Origin of the sequence: Thalassotalea sediminis, assembly GCF_030295915.1 — a bacterium.
Lineage (GTDB): Bacteria > Pseudomonadota > Gammaproteobacteria > Enterobacterales > Alteromonadaceae > Thalassotalea_C > Thalassotalea_C sediminis.
This window is the reverse complement of the sequence record NZ_AP027361.1, coordinates 1,451,111-1,468,585: the sequence shown is the minus strand read 5'-3', so window position 1 is coordinate 1,468,585 and position 17,475 is coordinate 1,451,111. Positions and strand designations below refer to the sequence as shown.

Here is a 17,475-nt window from a genome sequence, read left to right as displayed (position 1 = left end):
AAGGCAATCATATAAAGTTGCTTTTATAAAGGCAATCAAATAAGGTTGCTACATTAAGTAGGAGGTGATGATGATAGCAGTATTAACTGGCGATATCGTTAATTCGACGAAGATGCCGCAACAACAATATAAAAATGTTATTCAGTCACTTCAGGCTTTATTAAAACAAACAGAAGCACAATACCAAGCCTGCGGAGAAATATACCGTGGAGACGAATTTCAAATACAATACCCAAACCCATTTGATGCCATAAAAAGCAGCTTATTAATTAAACTTGCCTTAATTAGTGAAGACACCAAGGTGCCTGTACAATGCACATTATCACTCGCATATGGTCATTACGATATTTACGCTGAAAAACCAAATACCTCATCTGGGCCTGTATTTGTTAATTCAGGTCGACAGTTAGATAAAACCAATAAAGGAGATTTAACCGTAAGTTTTGCTGATAAGAACCAACATGATAATATCCAGTTACTTACGCAGTTTTTAAATCACGTACTTAATCGCTTAACAAACACGCAAGCCGCATTACTCTATCAGTATATTCAAAGTGATTTCGCTGAACATAAAAAGCTTGCTGAGCAAACAGGAACAACGCGTCAAAACATAAGTAACCGATTAGCTAACATTGGTGCTCATTTAGTGCGAGACTACATAATGCTTATTCAAAGTTACTTAACCGACAGCATGGATGATTAATAATGGACATATTGTTAATATTATTAACCGCTCACTTTCTTGGCGACTTTTATCTTCAACCAAATGCTTGGGTAAACTGTCGAAACCGCCAACACTTTCATTCTACAGGTTTGAAAAAGCACTTCTTGGTGCACCTTGCGCTGAATACAGTAGCATTTAGCCTAATATCAATCGCTGTAATACCGGCAATATTATTAGTGCTACTCATCACTTGCTCTCATGTATTGATTGATTTATGGAAATCTTATCGCCCTAGTAACTTGACCTATTTTTTAGTAGATCAATGTTTACACATTTCGATACTTATTATGGTAACGATTTACCTTTTAGATATTTCGATATCTACAGTTACCTTGTACATAAAGTCACTATTAACTCCTCAAAATATGGTGATACTCATAACTTACCTACTCGCGTGTAAGCCTGCTTCAATTATCATTTCATTAGCGCTAAAGCAACACACTGATAAACTTTCCACCACTAACAATGCTGAAAAAAAAGAGCAACAATTAGGGTTAATTTCAGCAGGTGCTTGGATAGGCTATATTGAGCGTTGCTTAGCTATTTCTTTTATTTTCATTGGACAGTTTGCAGGTATTGGCTTCCTTGTGGCGACAAAAACCATTTTTCGATTTGGCGATCTCACCAAAAGCCAAGATATGAAATTAACGGAATACATGTTATTAGGTACATTATTTAGCTATGCCATTGCGTTTTTCTTGGGTTGGAATGCCGTAGAAATTTACCGGTGGTTTGATTAATTAATCACGAGCAGACCTACTAATAGCGGGGAATAAAAAGCGATACAATCCATAGGGGGTAATGAGCATTAGCAATTCACCTAGCAAAATACCGATTGTAATCTGTGCGTTCATAGATCCCGCACTAATAGCAGACCACACCAATTTATAGAGCGCCCAATCACTATATAACGTCGGGTTAAACTGATATACCGTTCTATAAATGGTCATAAGTACCATGGGTTTAATACCCTGTAACGCCACAAATACTGCCGCACAGAGAAATAATTTTACCCAACGATGTTGATGTTGAAGGCTATTGGTCAATTTACACCTCAATTATTTGAATTTAAAAACAATTACATTATGGCCTGTTGAACTTTCGCGTTTAGTAAAATTTAATCTCAAAAGATCAACAGACCCTAAGTTGCTCTGAGTGTTTTAAGCGCAGAGCGTGTACCATATTCGATCATAGAGCGCGCATTTACAATGGGTGTTCACTGCCATTTGATAATAGGCGATAGAACAAGTTATTTTTAATTAACAGCCCTTCTGAACTGCGTGGTGGTAAATGTGTTTCATAGTCACTTGGATGTTTAACATCAATCGCTACCACCTTACCTTCAAAAAAGGTCTTTACTCGCCATTGTAACGTGTGGCCAACGATAACCGCTTTAGCATCAAACTTAGCAAGCCCTTGCTCGACCTCTTGCTGTGTTAAATCATCTTTAAAGTAACCACGATACCAGGCTGGCCCAGTTTTAGACGATATCAAAAAGTCATCTTCGCTTGCCCCTAATCGCGTAATAAATGGCTTTCTATAATGTGATCTAATGATGTTATTAATCTCTTCAAGGCTATAATCAAATTCAGCTACTTTAGGGTGAATTCCGCCATGAACAAATAAGTAGCCATTAATACGTTCAATCGTATTCTTACTTGCTAACCATCGGCCAATAAGCGCGTTTTCTCCGTAAAGCTCTGACTGTGTTCTGTCAATCACAGAAGCGATGTACAAGTACTTCTCTGAAGCACTATAAAAATTTGCCTGCATATTTTTAATCTCATGGTTACCGATAATATAATGCACCGCGCCACCTTGTTTTTTTGCCTCCTGCTCTAATTTATAGATGAGCCAAAGTACCTGTGTAACCGATTTACCTCGATCTACAAAATCGCCAACTAAAACTAAATGCCCTTTGCCAAATTGCCAAGCTAAGGTTTCATCAATGACGTTATGTGTGATCAAAAAATCACGAAATGCTTTGTATCCACCTTCTATATCAGAGATTGCTAGTATTGGTTGGTCATCCTGATAATGTACTTCTGGTGTTTGAATAGTCGCGTTTAGTAACAGAGGAATGTTCTGTTGCTCTAATGGAAAATACGCCGACGCTTTTACTTCATCGGATAATGGGTAAAAAGCAACATCAGCATAAAAACCGCCTTCAGCCTTACTACCTCTTACGTAATTTACTTGTAACTTGTCTTGTTCAAAAAAAACATGAGGACCTTCTTTATCAAGCGTATAAGCAAGCCTGCTTTCATTAAAATGCGCTTCAGCCCCATGGTAGAGACCAAAAGCTACGAGGACAGTAAACAGAATAAGAAAAGTAATAGAAAAATGTTTTAAGTTCGTTTTTAATAAATTGAACATCAATAATGCTCCTTGTGTTTGAGTAACTTCGTCTGTCAATCGCCCAAAACGCTAAATTTAGGCATGACGAAGCCGCATCACAAAACTTTTGCCTTGTGACACCGTATTTCGTTATTTAAATAAAGAAATGTTTTCTATGAACTAGCGCGTTTAAGCACAACTAAGACACTTGTCGTAACTCGCGCGATAAAACCACCGGCAAGAATGGCCACCGGAATAAGCCAATAACCAAACAATTCTTGCGCTTGTGGATAACTGTGCTCTGAAAGCGTAATGATTATGCTGTTACCTTGGGACGCAGACCAAACACCAACAGCGTCAGGCATTAGCAATTTACAAAGCCCAATGACAATTAAAAAAGCAGCAATTCCATAGCCAAATATTGCCATTGAAAAGAATAGACTTTTAGTTACCCCACGTTTAACTTTTTGAATTGCATTAAACCCTTTAGGTGGCGGTGTACCGTTGACTATATGTTCGACGTATTGATTCGCAAGTTGTCTTGGGTCGCCAAAGCCGTCTAAAATTTCCTGTACGTTTTGCGTTTGTCCATTCGCTAGCTGCAACTCCAACGCATCATGTATATGACTTTCTATTTCTCGAATAACTTCATCGGCTTCGCTTTTATCTAGACGCGATAAATAGAGAGACAAAGAGGTTAAGTACTGATTAATTAGTGTACGTTGAGACATATTATTCTCCTTCCTTCAAATTCTTGGCATCTGCTGACAACATGATTAAAGACTCAATATCTTTTACAGATTGACGCCAGCGGCTTGCTAACGCTGTTAATTTTTGTTCACCTTGCGTGGTTAAGTGGTAGTATTTTCTTGGGCGTGTATCTCCCTCTTGATGCCATGTGGCATCTAAAATCCCATCACGCTTTAACCGATCCAATAATGGATATAAAGTACCTTCTGAAATTTGCATGGTTTCATAGCCATGCAACAATTTTAGCAACTCTAAACCATAAAGCTGTCGGGCCTTCAGTGCAGCCAGGATCACTAGCTCTAACGTGCCTTTGCGGAGCTGCACATCCCATTTTTCATTAATATTCTCAAGTTCTTTCTTCATATTATGTATAACACCATACCTTGCACTACATTGTATAAATATAACACGTATACTATGTAGTACAAGGTAACAATATAAAAAAATAAAAACACATAAGTTACATTTCAAATAAATAATAATAATTACAGTAAGTTAACTTAGGTTCTGTTGGGCTTTCGAGATTGAGTTTTGTTCGAACCAAACGCTTTTTGTTCAAAGCGTGAGCAATGACGCATGGTTACTCCCTGTAATTTGCCAACAAAGATGAAGATATAGCGGATTAGAAAATGTTTATTATACTCAGGTGTATGGGGCTAAATTAACAAGTTGGATATATTACGTGCTAGGATTTTTAAAAAACCATAATGACGATATCGTTACGGCAATTAATAAAACACAAGCTGTTATCGAATTTGACTTACAAGGAATTATATTAACCGCAAATAACAACTTTCTCACACTAATGGAATATAAAAAAAATGAGGTTGTTGGTAAACCTCATGCAATATTTGTTGATCAAGAAACAGCAACAAGCACAGAGTATCAGTTATTTTGGCAGCAATTACGCGAAGGAAAATCACAAACAAACCAGTTTAAACGCATCACAAAATCCGGTAGGGAAGTATGGATTCAAGCCTCTTATACGCCAATCGTACATAACAATAACGTACAACGTATTATAAAATTTGCTTCAAATATCACTGAGCAAGTACTAAATAACGCGAGTAATCAATCGCAAATTAATGCCATTAACAAAGCACAAGCTGTCATTGAATTTACTTTATCAGGCGACATTATTACCGCAAATGAAAATTTTTTAACATTAATGGGTTATCAACTCGCTGAAATACAAGGTAAACACCACAGTATTTTTGTAATGCCTGAAGAAGTAAACTCATCACAATATAATGCTTTTTGGGACTCATTACGCAATGGTGAAAGCCAAACGGCTGAATACAAGCGAATAACAAAAAACAAGCAGACAGTATGGATTCACGCAACTTACAACCCTATTCTTGATCCTTCTGGCAATGTTATTAAAGTGATTAAGTTTGCCTCAGATATTACTGAAGAAGTCGCGCAACGAAAAGAATTTGCAATGCTATCTGTCGTTGCAAATCAAACCAGTAACGCCGTGTTAATCACAGACAAAGAGCGGCGCATAAAATACGCAAACGACGGGTTCACGCAGATGCTAGGATATTCTCAACAAGAATCTTTAGGCCGCACCGTAAAAGAACTCATTACCGGCACTTATACCGATAAAACAACCTTAGCGCGTATTACCGCTGAACTAGAAGCGCCAAATGCATTCTATGATGAAATTCAAGTGCATGATAAACAAGATAACGCGAGTTGGGTTTCAGTAACCAGTAACCCCATTAAAGATGAAAGCAATCAACATACAGGCTATATTGCAATACTTGCCAATATTGATAAAGTGAAAACGGCCGCATTAGAATATGAAACCAGATTTAATGTCATTGGCCAATCGTTATTGTTTGTCGAATGGCATCGAGATAAAAAACTGCTTAATAGTAATCATTTACTCGCAAAAAATTTTGATATTAGCGAGGCAGAAGAGCAATCTTGCTTCGCAAATATCGAGCAATTTTTAACCGCTGATGAGCTTGAATCACTTATCGATGAGAAACCTCTGCAAAAAGAATTCGATTTAACCTTTGAAAATAGCAAACACATGATTGGTTTAGATGCGACATTTGCCGTCATCAAAGATGTTTACGGTGATATTCGAAAATATGTCATGTTTGCCAACGATATTAGTAACCGCCGTCAAGTCGTTACGAAAAGTGAAAGCGTGACAAATGGCTTAATTGAATCAGGTATCAGTATCTCTAAAATGGTAGAAACCATTAATGCCATTGCAGAACAGACAAACTTATTAGCACTGAATGCTGCCATTGAGGCTGCACGCGCAGGTGATGCTGGCAGAGGATTTTCTGTTGTTGCTGACGAAGTAAGAAATTTGGCACAAAAAGCGAGTACAAGTGCTGATGAAATTAATCAAGTGGTCGACAAAAATCAACAATTAGTGAATGAGCTTGCCGATGAAATTAAAAAGTTAAGAAGTGACTAAAAACTCGCTAATACTAAACCTCGCAATCCATTAAAAGTCAGGTATGATAATGTTTTCTGGTTAATTACCTTGGCGCTTGGTGTATGAGTGAAAAACAAAAAATAAAACATGAGCGAACGCATGACTCTCTCCTTTCGCCACTTCCCTTGTTACTTACAACACTGTTAACCTTGGTAGCCTTTGCAGGAAACTCAGTACTTTGTCGACTCGCGATTAAAGAGCACTATATCGACCCAACAAGCTATACCAATATTCGTCTTGTTTCTGGCATTATCGCCCTTTTTCTCATGGTGTTGTTTAGCAAGCGCAGTATAACACCAAGCCTAAACTTTACTCTCTCAAATTGGTTAGCAGGGCTGACGCTGTACGTCTACGCAATAGCCTTATCATATGCCTATATAACCGTAGATACTGGCGTTGGTGCAGTTGTCTTATTTGGTGCAGTGCAGCTGACACTAGTGATATTTTCTTTTGTTACTGGCCGTGGCATATCCACATTAGAGTGGATTGGTTTATTAATTGCTTTTACTGGTTTCGTCTATTTAATGGGTTCAGAAATAGGACAACCATCATTAATTGGCCTCGCAATTATGGCTCTATCTGGCATAGCTTGGGGTATTTATACTCACTCAGGCTTAAACGGAAACGCTCCGCTACTGAATACAACAAGCAACTTTATTTGCACAATTCCTTTTATTATTGCCTCATTCTTTTGGGTAAACGATCTCATTTACTATTCTAGTACAGGGATAATATTAGCGGTGATGTCTGGTGCTGTAACATCAGGCATCGGTTATGCCTTATGGTACAAAGTATTACCTTATTTCACTGGTATTCAGGCAGGCGTAGTGCAACTATTTGTGCCGATTGTTGCAGCAATTGGAGGCGCGCTTTTCGTAAACGATCCAATCACGATTAAACTGGTTATTGCCGCCATATTAATTCTAGGTGGTATTGCCTTAGTTACCTATGGTAAACGCCGTTAAATAAAGCAATATTACAATGGTGCAATAACCAATAAATTGAATCTAGTACTTTAAGTTTATCTTAAGGTTTCGTTAATACACTAGCATTACTACTTATTTTTTATGCATTGTAATGTTCAAGTCAATCGTCACTTTAATAAATCCATTTTGTCGCTTTACACTATTGCTGTTAATAACACTTTCGGTTTTCCGTTTTGGTTTTAGCTTATGGCAATATGAGCACTTCAGTGCTTTAACTCTTATTCAAACGTTGTTTAATGGCTTAAGGATCGACCTAAGTACAATCGGATACTTACTAATATTGCCGGCATTGTTTCATCCTCTATTAGCGAACCTATCACTCACAAAAAAACATTGGTTAAGCTTTTTAAAAGCTTATTTTCAATTAACTTTTGCTGTTATTCTTTTTTTTGAATTGGCGACACCTGCGTTTATTCAGGAATATGGATTGCGACCCAATAGATTATTTATTGAATACTTAAGTTATCCTAAAGAGGTCTTTAGTATGCTTGTGGCTGGGCACCTAACTACACTAGTGCTGACATCCGTGCTTCTAGTACTCACACTTAAATTCATTGTTACCCCAATCATTGCAAAAATCACACGTCTTTCTCGTATTAATTCTTCTTTTTTATCAAAGAGTGTAGCAACTACTTTAATGATACTTATCTACCTACTTGCTGCGAGAGGCACACTCGGGCATCGTCCCATAAATCCAGCTTTTGTTTATACTTCAACGGATCAACTCATCAACTCTTTAACATTGAACTCGACTTATAGCGTAGCTCATGCAATTAAAGAACTAGGTAATGAAAAAAATGCAGCGTTAATTTACGGCAAAATGCCTACGGAAAAAGTAATAGACCTTATTCGTAGTGGAACAGGACTAGCAGAAACGCGTTTTATTGTAGATAACCAACCTAGCCAATCAATTCGTAAGCCAGTTTACCAAGGTGACCATAAAAACTTGGTTATTATCTTAGAGGAAAGTTTAGGGGCGCAATATGTCTCTACTTTGGGAGGACTAGCGCTTACTCCTAACATAGATAGGCTTTATAACGAAGGTTGGTCTTTCAATCAATTGTATGCAACAGGCACTCGTTCTGTCAGAGGAATTGAGGCAGTCATAACTGGCTTTACACCTACTCCAGCAAGATCAGTTGTAAAGCTTGATAAATCACAAAAATCATTTTTTACACTGGCAAGCTTACTGCAATCTAATGGTTACCAAACACAATTTATTTATGGTGGAGAAAGTCATTTTGATAATATGAAAAGCTTCTTCTTAGGAAATGGCTTTGAGGAAATTGTTGATGTTGATGATGTAGAATCACCGACATTCATAGGTTCATGGGGGGTCAGTGACGAAGACTTGTTTGTTCAAGCTCATAAAGAGCTCAGTAAATTGAATAGCACCAACAAACCATTTTTTAGTTTTATATTTACTTCAAGTAACCATGATCCATTTGAATATCCAGCAGTAAATATACCACCATATAACTACACAGAATCTCAACTATCTTCTTATTCTCAAACGGAATTAGCACGCCATAAAGCCATTCAATATGCTGATCATGCCTTAGGAAACTTTATAAATCAGGCGAAAAAAAGTGATTATTGGCAAAATACTGTGTTTTTAATCGTAGCAGATCATGATGCGAGGGCAACGAGTAAAACATTAATCCCTATTAAAAACTTTCATATACCTGCAATAATTCTTAATAGCGACCATACTACTGAACGAAGTAATAATATAGTCAGCCAAATTGACTTGCCTCCAACCCTATTATCCTTAATTGGTGTTACAAACGAATCACCAATGTTAGGACATGACTTAAACAAAATAGCGACTAACCGCGCTATGATGCAATACGCAAGTAATTTCGGGTATTTACAAGATAACAACCTCACCATTTTAAGACCCGATAAACCTGCACTTGCATTTAAGGTCGAAGAAAAAACGTTTGAACTTACGCCTAAAGCTATCTTCCCTAAAGAGTTAGAATTAGCACTGGCACATGCGTTGTGGGGAAGTTTAGCTTATGATAATCAATGGTATAGTAGTAAAAATTTTGAAAGAGTGAGATGAAATATTTAACGACTTTCGAACACATTATAATGCTTGAACAAAATAAAAGCGCGTGCTTAGATTAATAGCACGCGCTAATTGTTTACTCTTTGTCGCTGTTTTTTGGTAAGTATTTTATGCCGTTAATCATTGCTGATACTAAGCCACTTTTTTCTTTTTTTTCTGCAACGATAACACCGATTATGTGTAGTGGTATCAAGCACAATAAACCATAAAAAGCGTACACATGAGCTGTAATAAAGGGTGAACGGAATGCTCTCATGGCTTGATACTTTTCTTCGTCAACGTTAACTTTTGAATATGGTTGAATTTGTGCAACCTGACTTTGATCGATGGCAATACTGTTGGCAAAGTAATCACCAAAGGGTGGAAAATAAATATCGGTGCCTGCAATCACTAACCCCGAAATTGCCTGTACACTCATCAATGTTATCAACGCAAGCACCATAAGCTTACCAAGAGGGTTGTGCCCTTTATAGACTTTGTTCGGGTTAGCCTTAAACGCTTTAAGCTCATTTTTAAAACCAGCAAAGAACGGTAAAGTTAAGCGCCAACGCTCATAGCCTTTACCCATAAAACCCAAAATAATTCGCACCACTAAGTTACATACAAAAACATAACCAATACAGACATGTATGGTCTTTAATAAAACTTTACCCTCAGTGCTAATACCGAGTAACTTACTGTTTAAAATAATGAGACCGACCACAATTAACATTGTAATTGCAATGACGTTAAGCCAATGAAAAAGGCGTATTTTTTTGCTCCAAACACTAACCCCTACTCTATTTATTTCCATCATAAGCTCCACATTACAAGATTCATTAACTACTTTACTGGAGTAAATTAAAGTAGCAACAATTGTAGTGTTTTAATTCAACATTTTTTGATCTAGCGCAGACAAAAAGGCCTCATTGTAAATAACAGTTTAAAGATGATGCTAATCAGTTAATTACTAAACACCTAAGGACAAATTACCCAGTTACTCGGACATACAGTTTCAACACGCTTTTTTAGTGACATAGCAAAGTGTTCATCCGTTAATAGCCTTAGGCTGTGTGTTGCGGCGAACTTTTTCGGCGTTATACCATGACGTATTAATGTTTGCTGCATGTTCACCAACGTGTCGTAACCTTTGGGCGCACCATATTGCTGACGAGAGAAGTATGTGTCAGCAGTAAAAAAGAGCTCTGCTTGGTTAAAATAAGTGCCAAGCATATGATTCGAATGAGCACTTGGAAAGTCGATAACAGTAACCTCATCTTTGGCTACATGATTCACGTCATCAACGAGCAGAAACCTTTCGTTTGGTATATCTATCCCCGTATGACGTTTAATCGTCTCAACATGTGCTTTAGCAGTAATTAAGGTGGCTCCAAGATAATATGCTTCAGATAACCCGCCCATATGATCAGTATGATGATGGCTCACAACTTGATATTTTAAAGGTTTATCTAATGAAAACTGCTTTTTCACGTGAACAAATCGCTCTGTTAACTTGCTATAGCTACCCGCGCCGATGAAATAATCACCGGCATCATAAAAAACACTAAATCCCCAGTCTTTGCCAGCCATGTACAAATTATCTGCGAGTTTTTTTACAGACATTGTTGAGAAATCTAAACCTTTTGCCGCCACGTTATATTGTTTAGGAATCGTAAACACGCCACTTAAATCAATATTCCATTCCACTTCACGATGAGTAGAAACGTTAAAAGGATCACCGCCTCGGGTTACGTAAAAATTACGCGCATAAAGAATACCGTCTTGTCTCGTAAAGTTACTAAATTGATAACGAAATAAAACGCCTGGTTGCCAATGAGCACGCGACATTTGGGTTAAACGGTGGGTTTCTACATCAAAAAACAATGTCAGTTTAGGGTGCCCTGTGGCGCTGAGTTCAATCACATCATGTACTTTACCAAAAACCTTCTGTTGCTCAACGATGCTCGCCTTCTCTTGGTGTTCCTGAAATAGCATTACTAATGCGGTATCAAGAAAATAAGTATGCCTGCGATCAACGGAAATAAAATCAATACCACTTTCTTGACTTATTTCTTTGCTACCATGGTTTATTTGATACCCTGCTTCACCATCATAAATGCGGTGCTGTACAGAGTAATTGTCATTATTACCTCGAATCCAACGAAACGCTTTGCGTAGCCCTTGTCGATCAACAAATACATGAGAATGATAGTCCACTAGATCTACATTATCAGGGCTATAACTCTGCCCATAGCGAAATGCTTTGTACTGATCTTTAACGCGAAAGCTTGTTATTAATTTAAAGTTATCACCACCATAGGCCGTAAAAATTTTATCAAATAGATTCGATGGTGATTGATGCTCTGCTGCTAATGGCGCTGCTGATAATACCAACAGAATTAATGATAGCCTTGCAGTAATTAATTTAAAAAACATGCTCATTTGTAAATGTCCTTATGTCGCGCTAATCACCAGAGCGTAGCCTGATGTATTATTTTTAAACAATAGGCTTGAGACCAATAAACGAAGATTAAGGACAAGTTGCTATTAACCGATTTTGAATGTAACTAAACATGTAAAAACGTATGTCTACACGTTAAAACCTTTAAGTACTATTACAAAGAAAAATAACAGTATGATAATTTTTTGCGGCGATAATTAACCGGGGTTAGGAAAATACTCCGGCCAAAAGAACCTCTAATATTTTCTTTCAGATGATGAGAAATTAGCAATTTATACACGCGCTTAATTGATTATTGCATGACTCCTTGCTAAGTAAACTTACAATGTTATGTATTTATTCTGGTGGGCAAAATTCAGACTGTAAGACTCGTAAAATATCAACCACGATTGGACGACAAACACGATAATAAATATTTAAGCCATCACGCTCAGTTTCAACTAGTCCATCGGTTCTTAATTTCGCAAGGTGTTGAGATAACGCCGATTGGCTAATATCAATTAAGCCATTAATTTCACCGACTGTTAATTTTTGATCAACCAAACTACACAAAATTTGTAGCCTTACTTCATTGCCCATCATCTTCAATAGTGAAGACGCCTCTTTGGCTTTTTCCTCAAAATTTACTACGTTCATTATTTCATCCTTCACTCATTGAAGTAATAGTTTACATTAGACATTGCTAATATTAAAGTGTATATTAGTAAAATCTTATTTAGTTTTTACTTTATTAGTTAATCGCAACTAATATTAAAATATCAGTTATTAGTGGGATAGATATGAATTATTCAACCTTGTTAAACTGGGTATTAACAAAGCCAAAACAGTTATATGCCATCGTTGTTGCTATGGTTATCGTAACATTAGCAATGTTTCCCATGCTGCAAATTGACACCGACCCCGAAAATATGCTCGATGCCGACGCACCAGCTCGTGTATTACATAACAATGTAAAACAACAATTTGTAATGCATGACATGGTTGTTGTTGGGCTTGTTAGTAAAAATTCTATCTATTCTGTTGAAAACTTAACCGTATTAAACGACGTTTCGCAATATATTCAATCACTTGATGACGTTATTTTAGCAGACTACTTAGCGTTAGATGTCGTAGATAACATCAGTCAACTTTATGATGATAATGGCAACAATGCTGGCATACAGTTTTCTTATCTCATGAAGAAAGCCCCAACAAGTGAAACTGAAGCGAGTAACATTATGGCAGCGGTTAAGCGCTTACCCATGTTAGAAAACACACTCGTGTCAGACGATAATAAAGCTGCTGCAATTTATATTCCGTTAACATCAAAAGACAAAAGTTACGCTGTTGCCGAAAAAATTCGCGCGTTTGCGAGTAAATTAAACACACCGCTCGATATTCATATTACTGGTCTTCCTATCGCTGAAGATCAATTTGGCTTTGAAATGTTCGTACAAATGGGCGTTGCGGCTCCCGCGGCAGGTTTAGCGATTTTTATCTTACTTTGGTATTTTTTCAGAAACATGCCTTTGATAATCGCACCAATGATTGTCGCTATGTCAACTGTCATTATTATTATGGGGAGCCTGATAGGCTTAGGCTTTACCGTGCATATTATGTCTTCGATGATCGCCATCTTTCTAATGCCAATAGCAGTTGTTGATTCAGTGCATATACTTTCTGAGTTTGCTGACCGCTATCGAAAAGGTGATGACGTTAAAGCCGTTCTGTCGCAGGTGATGAAGCATTTGTATAAACCAATGTTGTTTACATCGTTAACCTCAGCAGTGGGCTTTTACTCATTATTGCTCACGCCTATTCCGCCAGTAAAAGTATTTGGCGCCTTTATTGGTACCGGTATTTTATTAGCATTTGCACTTACCGTATTATTCATACCTGCCTACATCTCAAGAATGTCTGATGACGCAATCGAACGCTTACACGATTCAGTTACCAAATTAGAACAAAAAGGACTGTTATCAAGAGTATTGCTTGCTATTGGCAAGGTATCGAGAGAAAAGTCAAAATTAATTATACCAATATTTATCGCGGTATTAGCGGTCAGTATTGTTGGCATCACGCGCATTGAAATTAATGATAACCCAGTAAATTGGTTTAAAGCTGATCACCAAATTCGCGTTGCAGATAAGGTGTTAAATCAACACTTTGCCGGAACATATGATGCGTGGCTAGTATTTGAAGCACAGGTAACTAATGTACCTAACGATACGTTCTTAACACAACTGGCGACGGCAAAAGAAGCAGGAGTTGATGTAACAAGTATTGAAGAGCATTTAGAAAAAAGTGGCGTCGATCAAACCTTACTGTTTTTACTTGATGATCTAAGCTTTTCGGTATCAAGTGATCATGCCAATTATATTAGTGATTTAGCGAATACTGCTGAACACACCTTAAACAGTCAAAAAGTGTTTACTCAACCAAACATGCTAAATTGGCAAAGCGATTTTCAACAGGCATTAATTGCAACAGGCATGGTCGGTAAAGTAAATGCCATCACCGATATTGTAAAAACTGTTAATCGCGAACTGCGTTCTGGTCAAATGGAAGATTTTGTAATTCCAAATTCAAGCAATGGTGTGGCACAAACACTTTTACAATATCAATCTTCACACCGTCCACAAGATTTATGGCACTTTGTTAATACTGACTACACAGCATCGCTTGTTTGGTTACAAATGACCAGCGGTGATAATCAGCACATGACAGATGTTGTCAACTGGGTTGAACAATACATAAAGAAAAACCCTGCACCCTATCAAGTATCGGTGAATTGGGCAGGAAAATCTTATCTCAATGTTGTTTGGCAAGACCTCATGGTAAGCGGCATGTTAAACAGCTTAATGTCGAGTTTTGTCATTGTATTTATTATGATGGTACTACTTTTCCGTTCGTTTAAGTACGGTGTATTAGCCATGCTGCCTTTAACATTCACGATAACATTAATATACGGTTTAATTGGTTGGCTAGGCAAAGCGTACGACATGCCTATTGCGGTGCTATCTGCACTTACTTTAGGGCTTTCTATCGACTTTGCCATACACTTTATTCAACGTTTGCGAGAATTACATAAAGAACACGGCTCAATGAAAAGCGCTTTAGAAGAGATGTGCCAAGAACCTAGCAGAGCAATTTCTAGAAATGCGATTGTTATTGCAATTGGCTTTACACCTTTATTGTTTTCACCACTTGTACCTTACATTACAGTTGGATTCTTTCTTGCGAGCATAATGGCAGTTTCTGCATTGGTCACCTTAATGTTACTACCGGCTTTGTTGTCTGTGTTTGACCGAAGCTAATTTGGAGGTTTATATGAATTTCATTACCAAATACACAACACTTCTATTATTACCTATCTCAGCATTGGTAAGCGCAGAAGCACTTACAGTTGAGCAGATCATTAGTAAAGCGAACATCGCTTCCTATTACGCAGGTGACGACGGTCGCGCAGAAGCAAGAATGATGATTGTTGACCAAAATGGTAATAAGCAAATGCGTCAATTCAGTATCTTGCGTAAAGACATTGAAGATGAAGGCCAGCAAAAAATGTTAGTAATATTTTCACGCCCTACTGACGTTAAAGGAACTGTTTTCAGTGTTGAAAAACACATTAAACAAGATGACAATCGCTGGCTATATTTACCTGCTCTTGATCTTGTAAAACGCATTTCTGCAGGTGACAAACGCACCTCTTTTGTTGGTTCTCATTTTTATTATGAAGATGTATCTGGCAGAAACCCAAATGAAGATAATTTCACTCTGTCAGAAACAACTGACAAGCTTTATATACTTGATGCAACTCCCAAAGATCCAACATCAGTTGAGTTTGCGCACTACCAAGTAAAAATTGATAAAACGACATTTATTCCACTTGAAGCAACTTACTTTGACCAAAACAATAAAGCTATACGTAAAATGACGGTAAAGAAAACGCAATCAATACAAGGCTATGAAACGGTTGTTCATTCGCGTATTGAGCAGCTTTCAGATGGTTCTTTTACCGAAATGCAGTTTAGAAATGTCGAATATAACCTACAGTTACCTGCGCAAATTTTCACTGAACGTAGTTTACGTAACCCACCGATAAAGTGGTTAAAATAATTAATGTGGTCAGCGCGATGAAAGTACTCAATCAATACAGTGCACTAGCACTTTTGCTGTTAAGTCAAAGTATAGCCAACGCCGAGTCTGGAATAAATCAGGCAACAGCGAGCATGTTTTCTCAACAAGAGCAACAGTCTACACAAGATGATCTTTGGGGGGATGACTGGGAAGAAGAAGACGAAACGCTTTCTCCTTGGCAAAGCTCAGGTTTCGTTGAGCTTGGTTATGGTCGCTTTAGTCAAAATAATGTGACGCCATCTCAACAATCGATGGCTGAAATACGTACACAATTAGCACTCAAGTATGTAGCAGACTGGGGCAATATTAACAGCAAAACAGACTTACTCGTAGATGATGTTACAGCGCAAACAGAGTTTGACATCAGAGAATTAAACCTGACGCTCAATGTTATTCCAGATACGGATGTTACAATTGGCCGTCAAGTCATCACGTGGGGAACAGGAGATTACTTGTTTCTTAATGACTTATTTGCCAAAGATTGGCAGTCATTCTTTGCCGGGCGTGAGGATGCTTATTTAAAAGCGCCTAATGATGCTTTACGCATTTTACATTATCAAAATGGAATAACGTTTGATTTAGTATATGCACCTGAATTTACAGCTGATAACTACCTCAATGGCGAGCGATTTTCTTTTTACTCACCAATGACAAAAAGCATTATAGCGCCGCGTAATTTTCCAGTAACAACAACCGATAAAGAACAATTTTCAGCACGAATTAAAACAACGATTAACAGTATTGAGTACGCCCTATATGGCTATAAAGGCTTTTGGACTACACCGACGGGTCAATTGACTGAAGGGGTAAATGCAGGAAAAAGTTATTTCCCATCACTTATCAGCTATGGCGCAAGTATTCGAATGCCGTTTATGGGCGGCTTATTTAATGCAGAGTTTGCCTCTTACAATAGTACTGAAGATAGTCGTGGCACTATTCCAACGATAGCCAATGGACAATTGCGATTTTTACTCGGTTATGAACAAGAGTTATTCACCAACTTCACTGGCGCATTTCAGTTTTATTTGGAAAAAACAAAAGACTACAACGCCTTTAAAGCCAGTGCACCAATGCCTGACCTTATCGTTGATGAACACAGACAAGTACTTACCGCACGCTTTACCCATTTGGCTTATCAACAGCGTTTAACCACAAGCCTCTTTGCTTTTTATTCACCAACCGATAAAGACGCTTACATTAAGCCGTCAATCACTTATCGCGTAAATGACCAATGGCAATATAGCGCGGGGGCAAATATCTTTTTAGGCGATAAACAGCACACCTTTTTTGGTCAACATCAAGATAATTCAAATATTTGGCTTCGCGCTAGGTTTAACTATTAGGAGTATACAATGACAGTAGAAAAAGCCGTATTTCGTTTCGCAGGTATAATGGTGTTGTTATCACTATTATTAACCTACTATGTTCACCCAAACTTTGTTTGGTTCACTGCATTTATTGGTCTTAACATGTTCCAGTTTTCATTTACAAATTTTTGCCCTGCAGCACTTGTATTTAAAAAACTCGGATTAAAAACAGAAGCAGAATGTGCCAAAGGTTTATAGGGTATTTGCGAACTAGTAT

The 17,475-nt window shown here is 37.6% G+C and carries 16 protein-coding genes; 9 read left to right on the top strand and 7 right to left on the bottom strand.

The features are described 5' to 3' along the window. Positions 1-67 precede the first annotated feature (67 nt). Together QUE09_RS06645 and QUE09_RS06640 are read left to right on the top strand one after the other, a co-directional pair. Entirely contained in the window at positions 68-703 is a 636-nt protein-coding gene (locus QUE09_RS06645) for a hypothetical protein (RefSeq protein ID WP_286235418.1), read from the top strand. A 2-nt stretch (positions 704-705) separates the two neighbouring features. Continuing rightward, a complete protein-coding gene (locus tag QUE09_RS06640; RefSeq protein ID WP_286235417.1) occupies positions 706-1,464 on the top strand; it encodes a DUF3307 domain-containing protein in 759 nt (252 codons plus the stop codon). Here the strand turns inward: QUE09_RS06640 and QUE09_RS06635 are convergent, their stop codons facing one another. From QUE09_RS06635 to QUE09_RS06620, 4 genes are all read right to left on the bottom strand, one after another. Beyond that, positions 1,465-1,770: a hypothetical protein gene (locus QUE09_RS06635; protein WP_286235416.1), complete on the bottom strand. Its 306-nt coding sequence runs from the start codon at positions 1,768-1,770 to the stop codon at positions 1,465-1,467. Positions 1,771-1,927: 157 nt separating this feature from the next. Beyond that, the gene (locus QUE09_RS06630) at positions 1,928-3,100 is read right to left on the bottom strand and encodes a metallophosphoesterase (RefSeq protein ID WP_286235415.1); all 1,173 of its coding nucleotides are present in this window, start codon (positions 3,098-3,100) and stop codon (positions 1,928-1,930) included. 134 nt (positions 3,101-3,234) lie between these two features. Then, positions 3,235-3,792, bottom strand: coding sequence for an HAAS signaling domain-containing protein (locus QUE09_RS06625; protein WP_286235414.1), 558 nt, complete (start codon positions 3,790-3,792; stop codon positions 3,235-3,237). 1 nt (position 3,793) lies between these two features. Further along, entirely contained in the window at positions 3,794-4,174 is a 381-nt protein-coding gene (locus QUE09_RS06620) for a PadR family transcriptional regulator (protein WP_286235413.1), read from the bottom strand. Positions 4,175-4,493: 319 nt separating this feature from the next. Between QUE09_RS06620 and QUE09_RS06615 the strand changes: the two genes are divergently transcribed. The 3 genes from QUE09_RS06615 (at position 4,494) to QUE09_RS06605 (ending at position 9,326) form a co-directional block, all read left to right on the top strand. Then, on the top strand, positions 4,494-6,251 hold the full coding sequence (locus QUE09_RS06615; RefSeq protein ID WP_286235412.1) for a methyl-accepting chemotaxis protein: 1,758 nt from the start codon (positions 4,494-4,496) through the stop codon (positions 6,249-6,251). Positions 6,252-6,334: 83 nt separating this feature from the next. After that, positions 6,335-7,237, top strand: a complete 903-nt coding sequence (locus QUE09_RS06610) for a DMT family transporter (protein ID WP_286235411.1) — start codon at positions 6,335-6,337, stop codon at positions 7,235-7,237. A 112-nt stretch (positions 7,238-7,349) separates the two neighbouring features. Continuing rightward, on the top strand, positions 7,350-9,326 hold the full coding sequence (locus QUE09_RS06605; RefSeq protein WP_286235410.1) for an LTA synthase family protein: 1,977 nt from the start codon (positions 7,350-7,352) through the stop codon (positions 9,324-9,326). Positions 9,327-9,408: 82 nt separating this feature from the next. Here QUE09_RS06605 and QUE09_RS06600 read toward each other — a convergent pair whose 3' ends face one another. The 3 genes from QUE09_RS06600 to QUE09_RS06590 form a co-directional block, all read right to left on the bottom strand. After that, on the bottom strand, positions 9,409-10,128 hold the full coding sequence (locus tag QUE09_RS06600; RefSeq protein WP_286235409.1) for a cytochrome b/b6 domain-containing protein: 720 nt from the start codon (positions 10,126-10,128) through the stop codon (positions 9,409-9,411). Between the two features lie 161 nt (positions 10,129-10,289). Then, on the bottom strand, positions 10,290-11,753 hold the full coding sequence (locus QUE09_RS06595; protein ID WP_286235408.1) for an MBL fold metallo-hydrolase: 1,464 nt from the start codon (positions 11,751-11,753) through the stop codon (positions 10,290-10,292). A 355-nt stretch (positions 11,754-12,108) separates the two neighbouring features. Next, positions 12,109-12,408 (bottom strand): ArsR/SmtB family transcription factor, encoded by a 300-nt coding sequence (locus QUE09_RS06590; protein WP_286235407.1) that lies wholly within the window; start codon positions 12,406-12,408, stop codon positions 12,109-12,111. Between the two features lie 143 nt (positions 12,409-12,551). Here QUE09_RS06590 and QUE09_RS06585 point away from each other — a divergent pair, with 143 nt between their 5' ends. The 4 genes from QUE09_RS06585 to QUE09_RS06570 are packed head-to-tail and all read left to right on the top strand — an operon-like array spanning position 12,552 to position 17,456. Next, on the top strand, positions 12,552-15,068 hold the full coding sequence (locus QUE09_RS06585) for an efflux RND transporter permease subunit (protein WP_286235406.1): 2,517 nt from the start codon (positions 12,552-12,554) through the stop codon (positions 15,066-15,068). A 13-nt stretch (positions 15,069-15,081) separates the two neighbouring features. Next, on the top strand, positions 15,082-15,870 hold the full coding sequence (locus QUE09_RS06580) for an outer membrane lipoprotein-sorting protein (protein ID WP_286235405.1): 789 nt from the start codon (positions 15,082-15,084) through the stop codon (positions 15,868-15,870). Between the two features lie 17 nt (positions 15,871-15,887). Continuing rightward, complete coding sequence (locus QUE09_RS06575; RefSeq protein ID WP_286235404.1) at positions 15,888-17,234, top strand: hypothetical protein; 1,347 nt, start codon at positions 15,888-15,890, stop codon at positions 17,232-17,234. Positions 17,235-17,243: 9 nt separating this feature from the next. Continuing rightward, positions 17,244-17,456 (top strand): YgaP family membrane protein, encoded by a 213-nt coding sequence (locus QUE09_RS06570; protein WP_286235403.1) that lies wholly within the window; start codon positions 17,244-17,246, stop codon positions 17,454-17,456. The last annotated feature ends 19 nt before the right edge of the window (positions 17,457-17,475 follow it).

Coding starts and splice junctions, on each gene's coding strand:
- QUE09_RS06645 (WP_286235418.1), top strand. CDS start 68: ATGATGATAGCAGTATTAACTGGCGATATCGTTAATTCGACGAAGATG.
- QUE09_RS06640 (WP_286235417.1), top strand. CDS start 706: ATGGACATATTGTTAATATTATTAACCGCTCACTTTCTTGGCGACTTT.
- QUE09_RS06630 (WP_286235415.1), bottom strand. CDS start 3,100: ATGTTCAATTTATTAAAAACGAACTTAAAACATTTTTCTATTACTTTT.
- QUE09_RS06625 (WP_286235414.1), bottom strand. CDS start 3,792: ATGTCTCAACGTACACTAATTAATCAGTACTTAACCTCTTTGTCTCTC.
- QUE09_RS06620 (WP_286235413.1), bottom strand. CDS start 4,174: ATGAAGAAAGAACTTGAGAATATTAATGAAAAATGGGATGTGCAGCTC.
- QUE09_RS06610 (WP_286235411.1), top strand. CDS start 6,335: ATGAGTGAAAAACAAAAAATAAAACATGAGCGAACGCATGACTCTCTC.
- QUE09_RS06605 (WP_286235410.1), top strand. CDS start 7,350: ATGTTCAAGTCAATCGTCACTTTAATAAATCCATTTTGTCGCTTTACA.
- QUE09_RS06600 (WP_286235409.1), bottom strand. CDS start 10,128: ATGATGGAAATAAATAGAGTAGGGGTTAGTGTTTGGAGCAAAAAAATA.
- QUE09_RS06595 (WP_286235408.1), bottom strand. CDS start 11,753: ATGAGCATGTTTTTTAAATTAATTACTGCAAGGCTATCATTAATTCTG.
- QUE09_RS06590 (WP_286235407.1), bottom strand. CDS start 12,408: ATGAACGTAGTAAATTTTGAGGAAAAAGCCAAAGAGGCGTCTTCACTA.
- QUE09_RS06585 (WP_286235406.1), top strand. CDS start 12,552: ATGAATTATTCAACCTTGTTAAACTGGGTATTAACAAAGCCAAAACAG.
- QUE09_RS06580 (WP_286235405.1), top strand. CDS start 15,082: ATGAATTTCATTACCAAATACACAACACTTCTATTATTACCTATCTCA.
- QUE09_RS06575 (WP_286235404.1), top strand. CDS start 15,888: ATGAAAGTACTCAATCAATACAGTGCACTAGCACTTTTGCTGTTAAGT.
- QUE09_RS06570 (WP_286235403.1), top strand. CDS start 17,244: ATGACAGTAGAAAAAGCCGTATTTCGTTTCGCAGGTATAATGGTGTTG.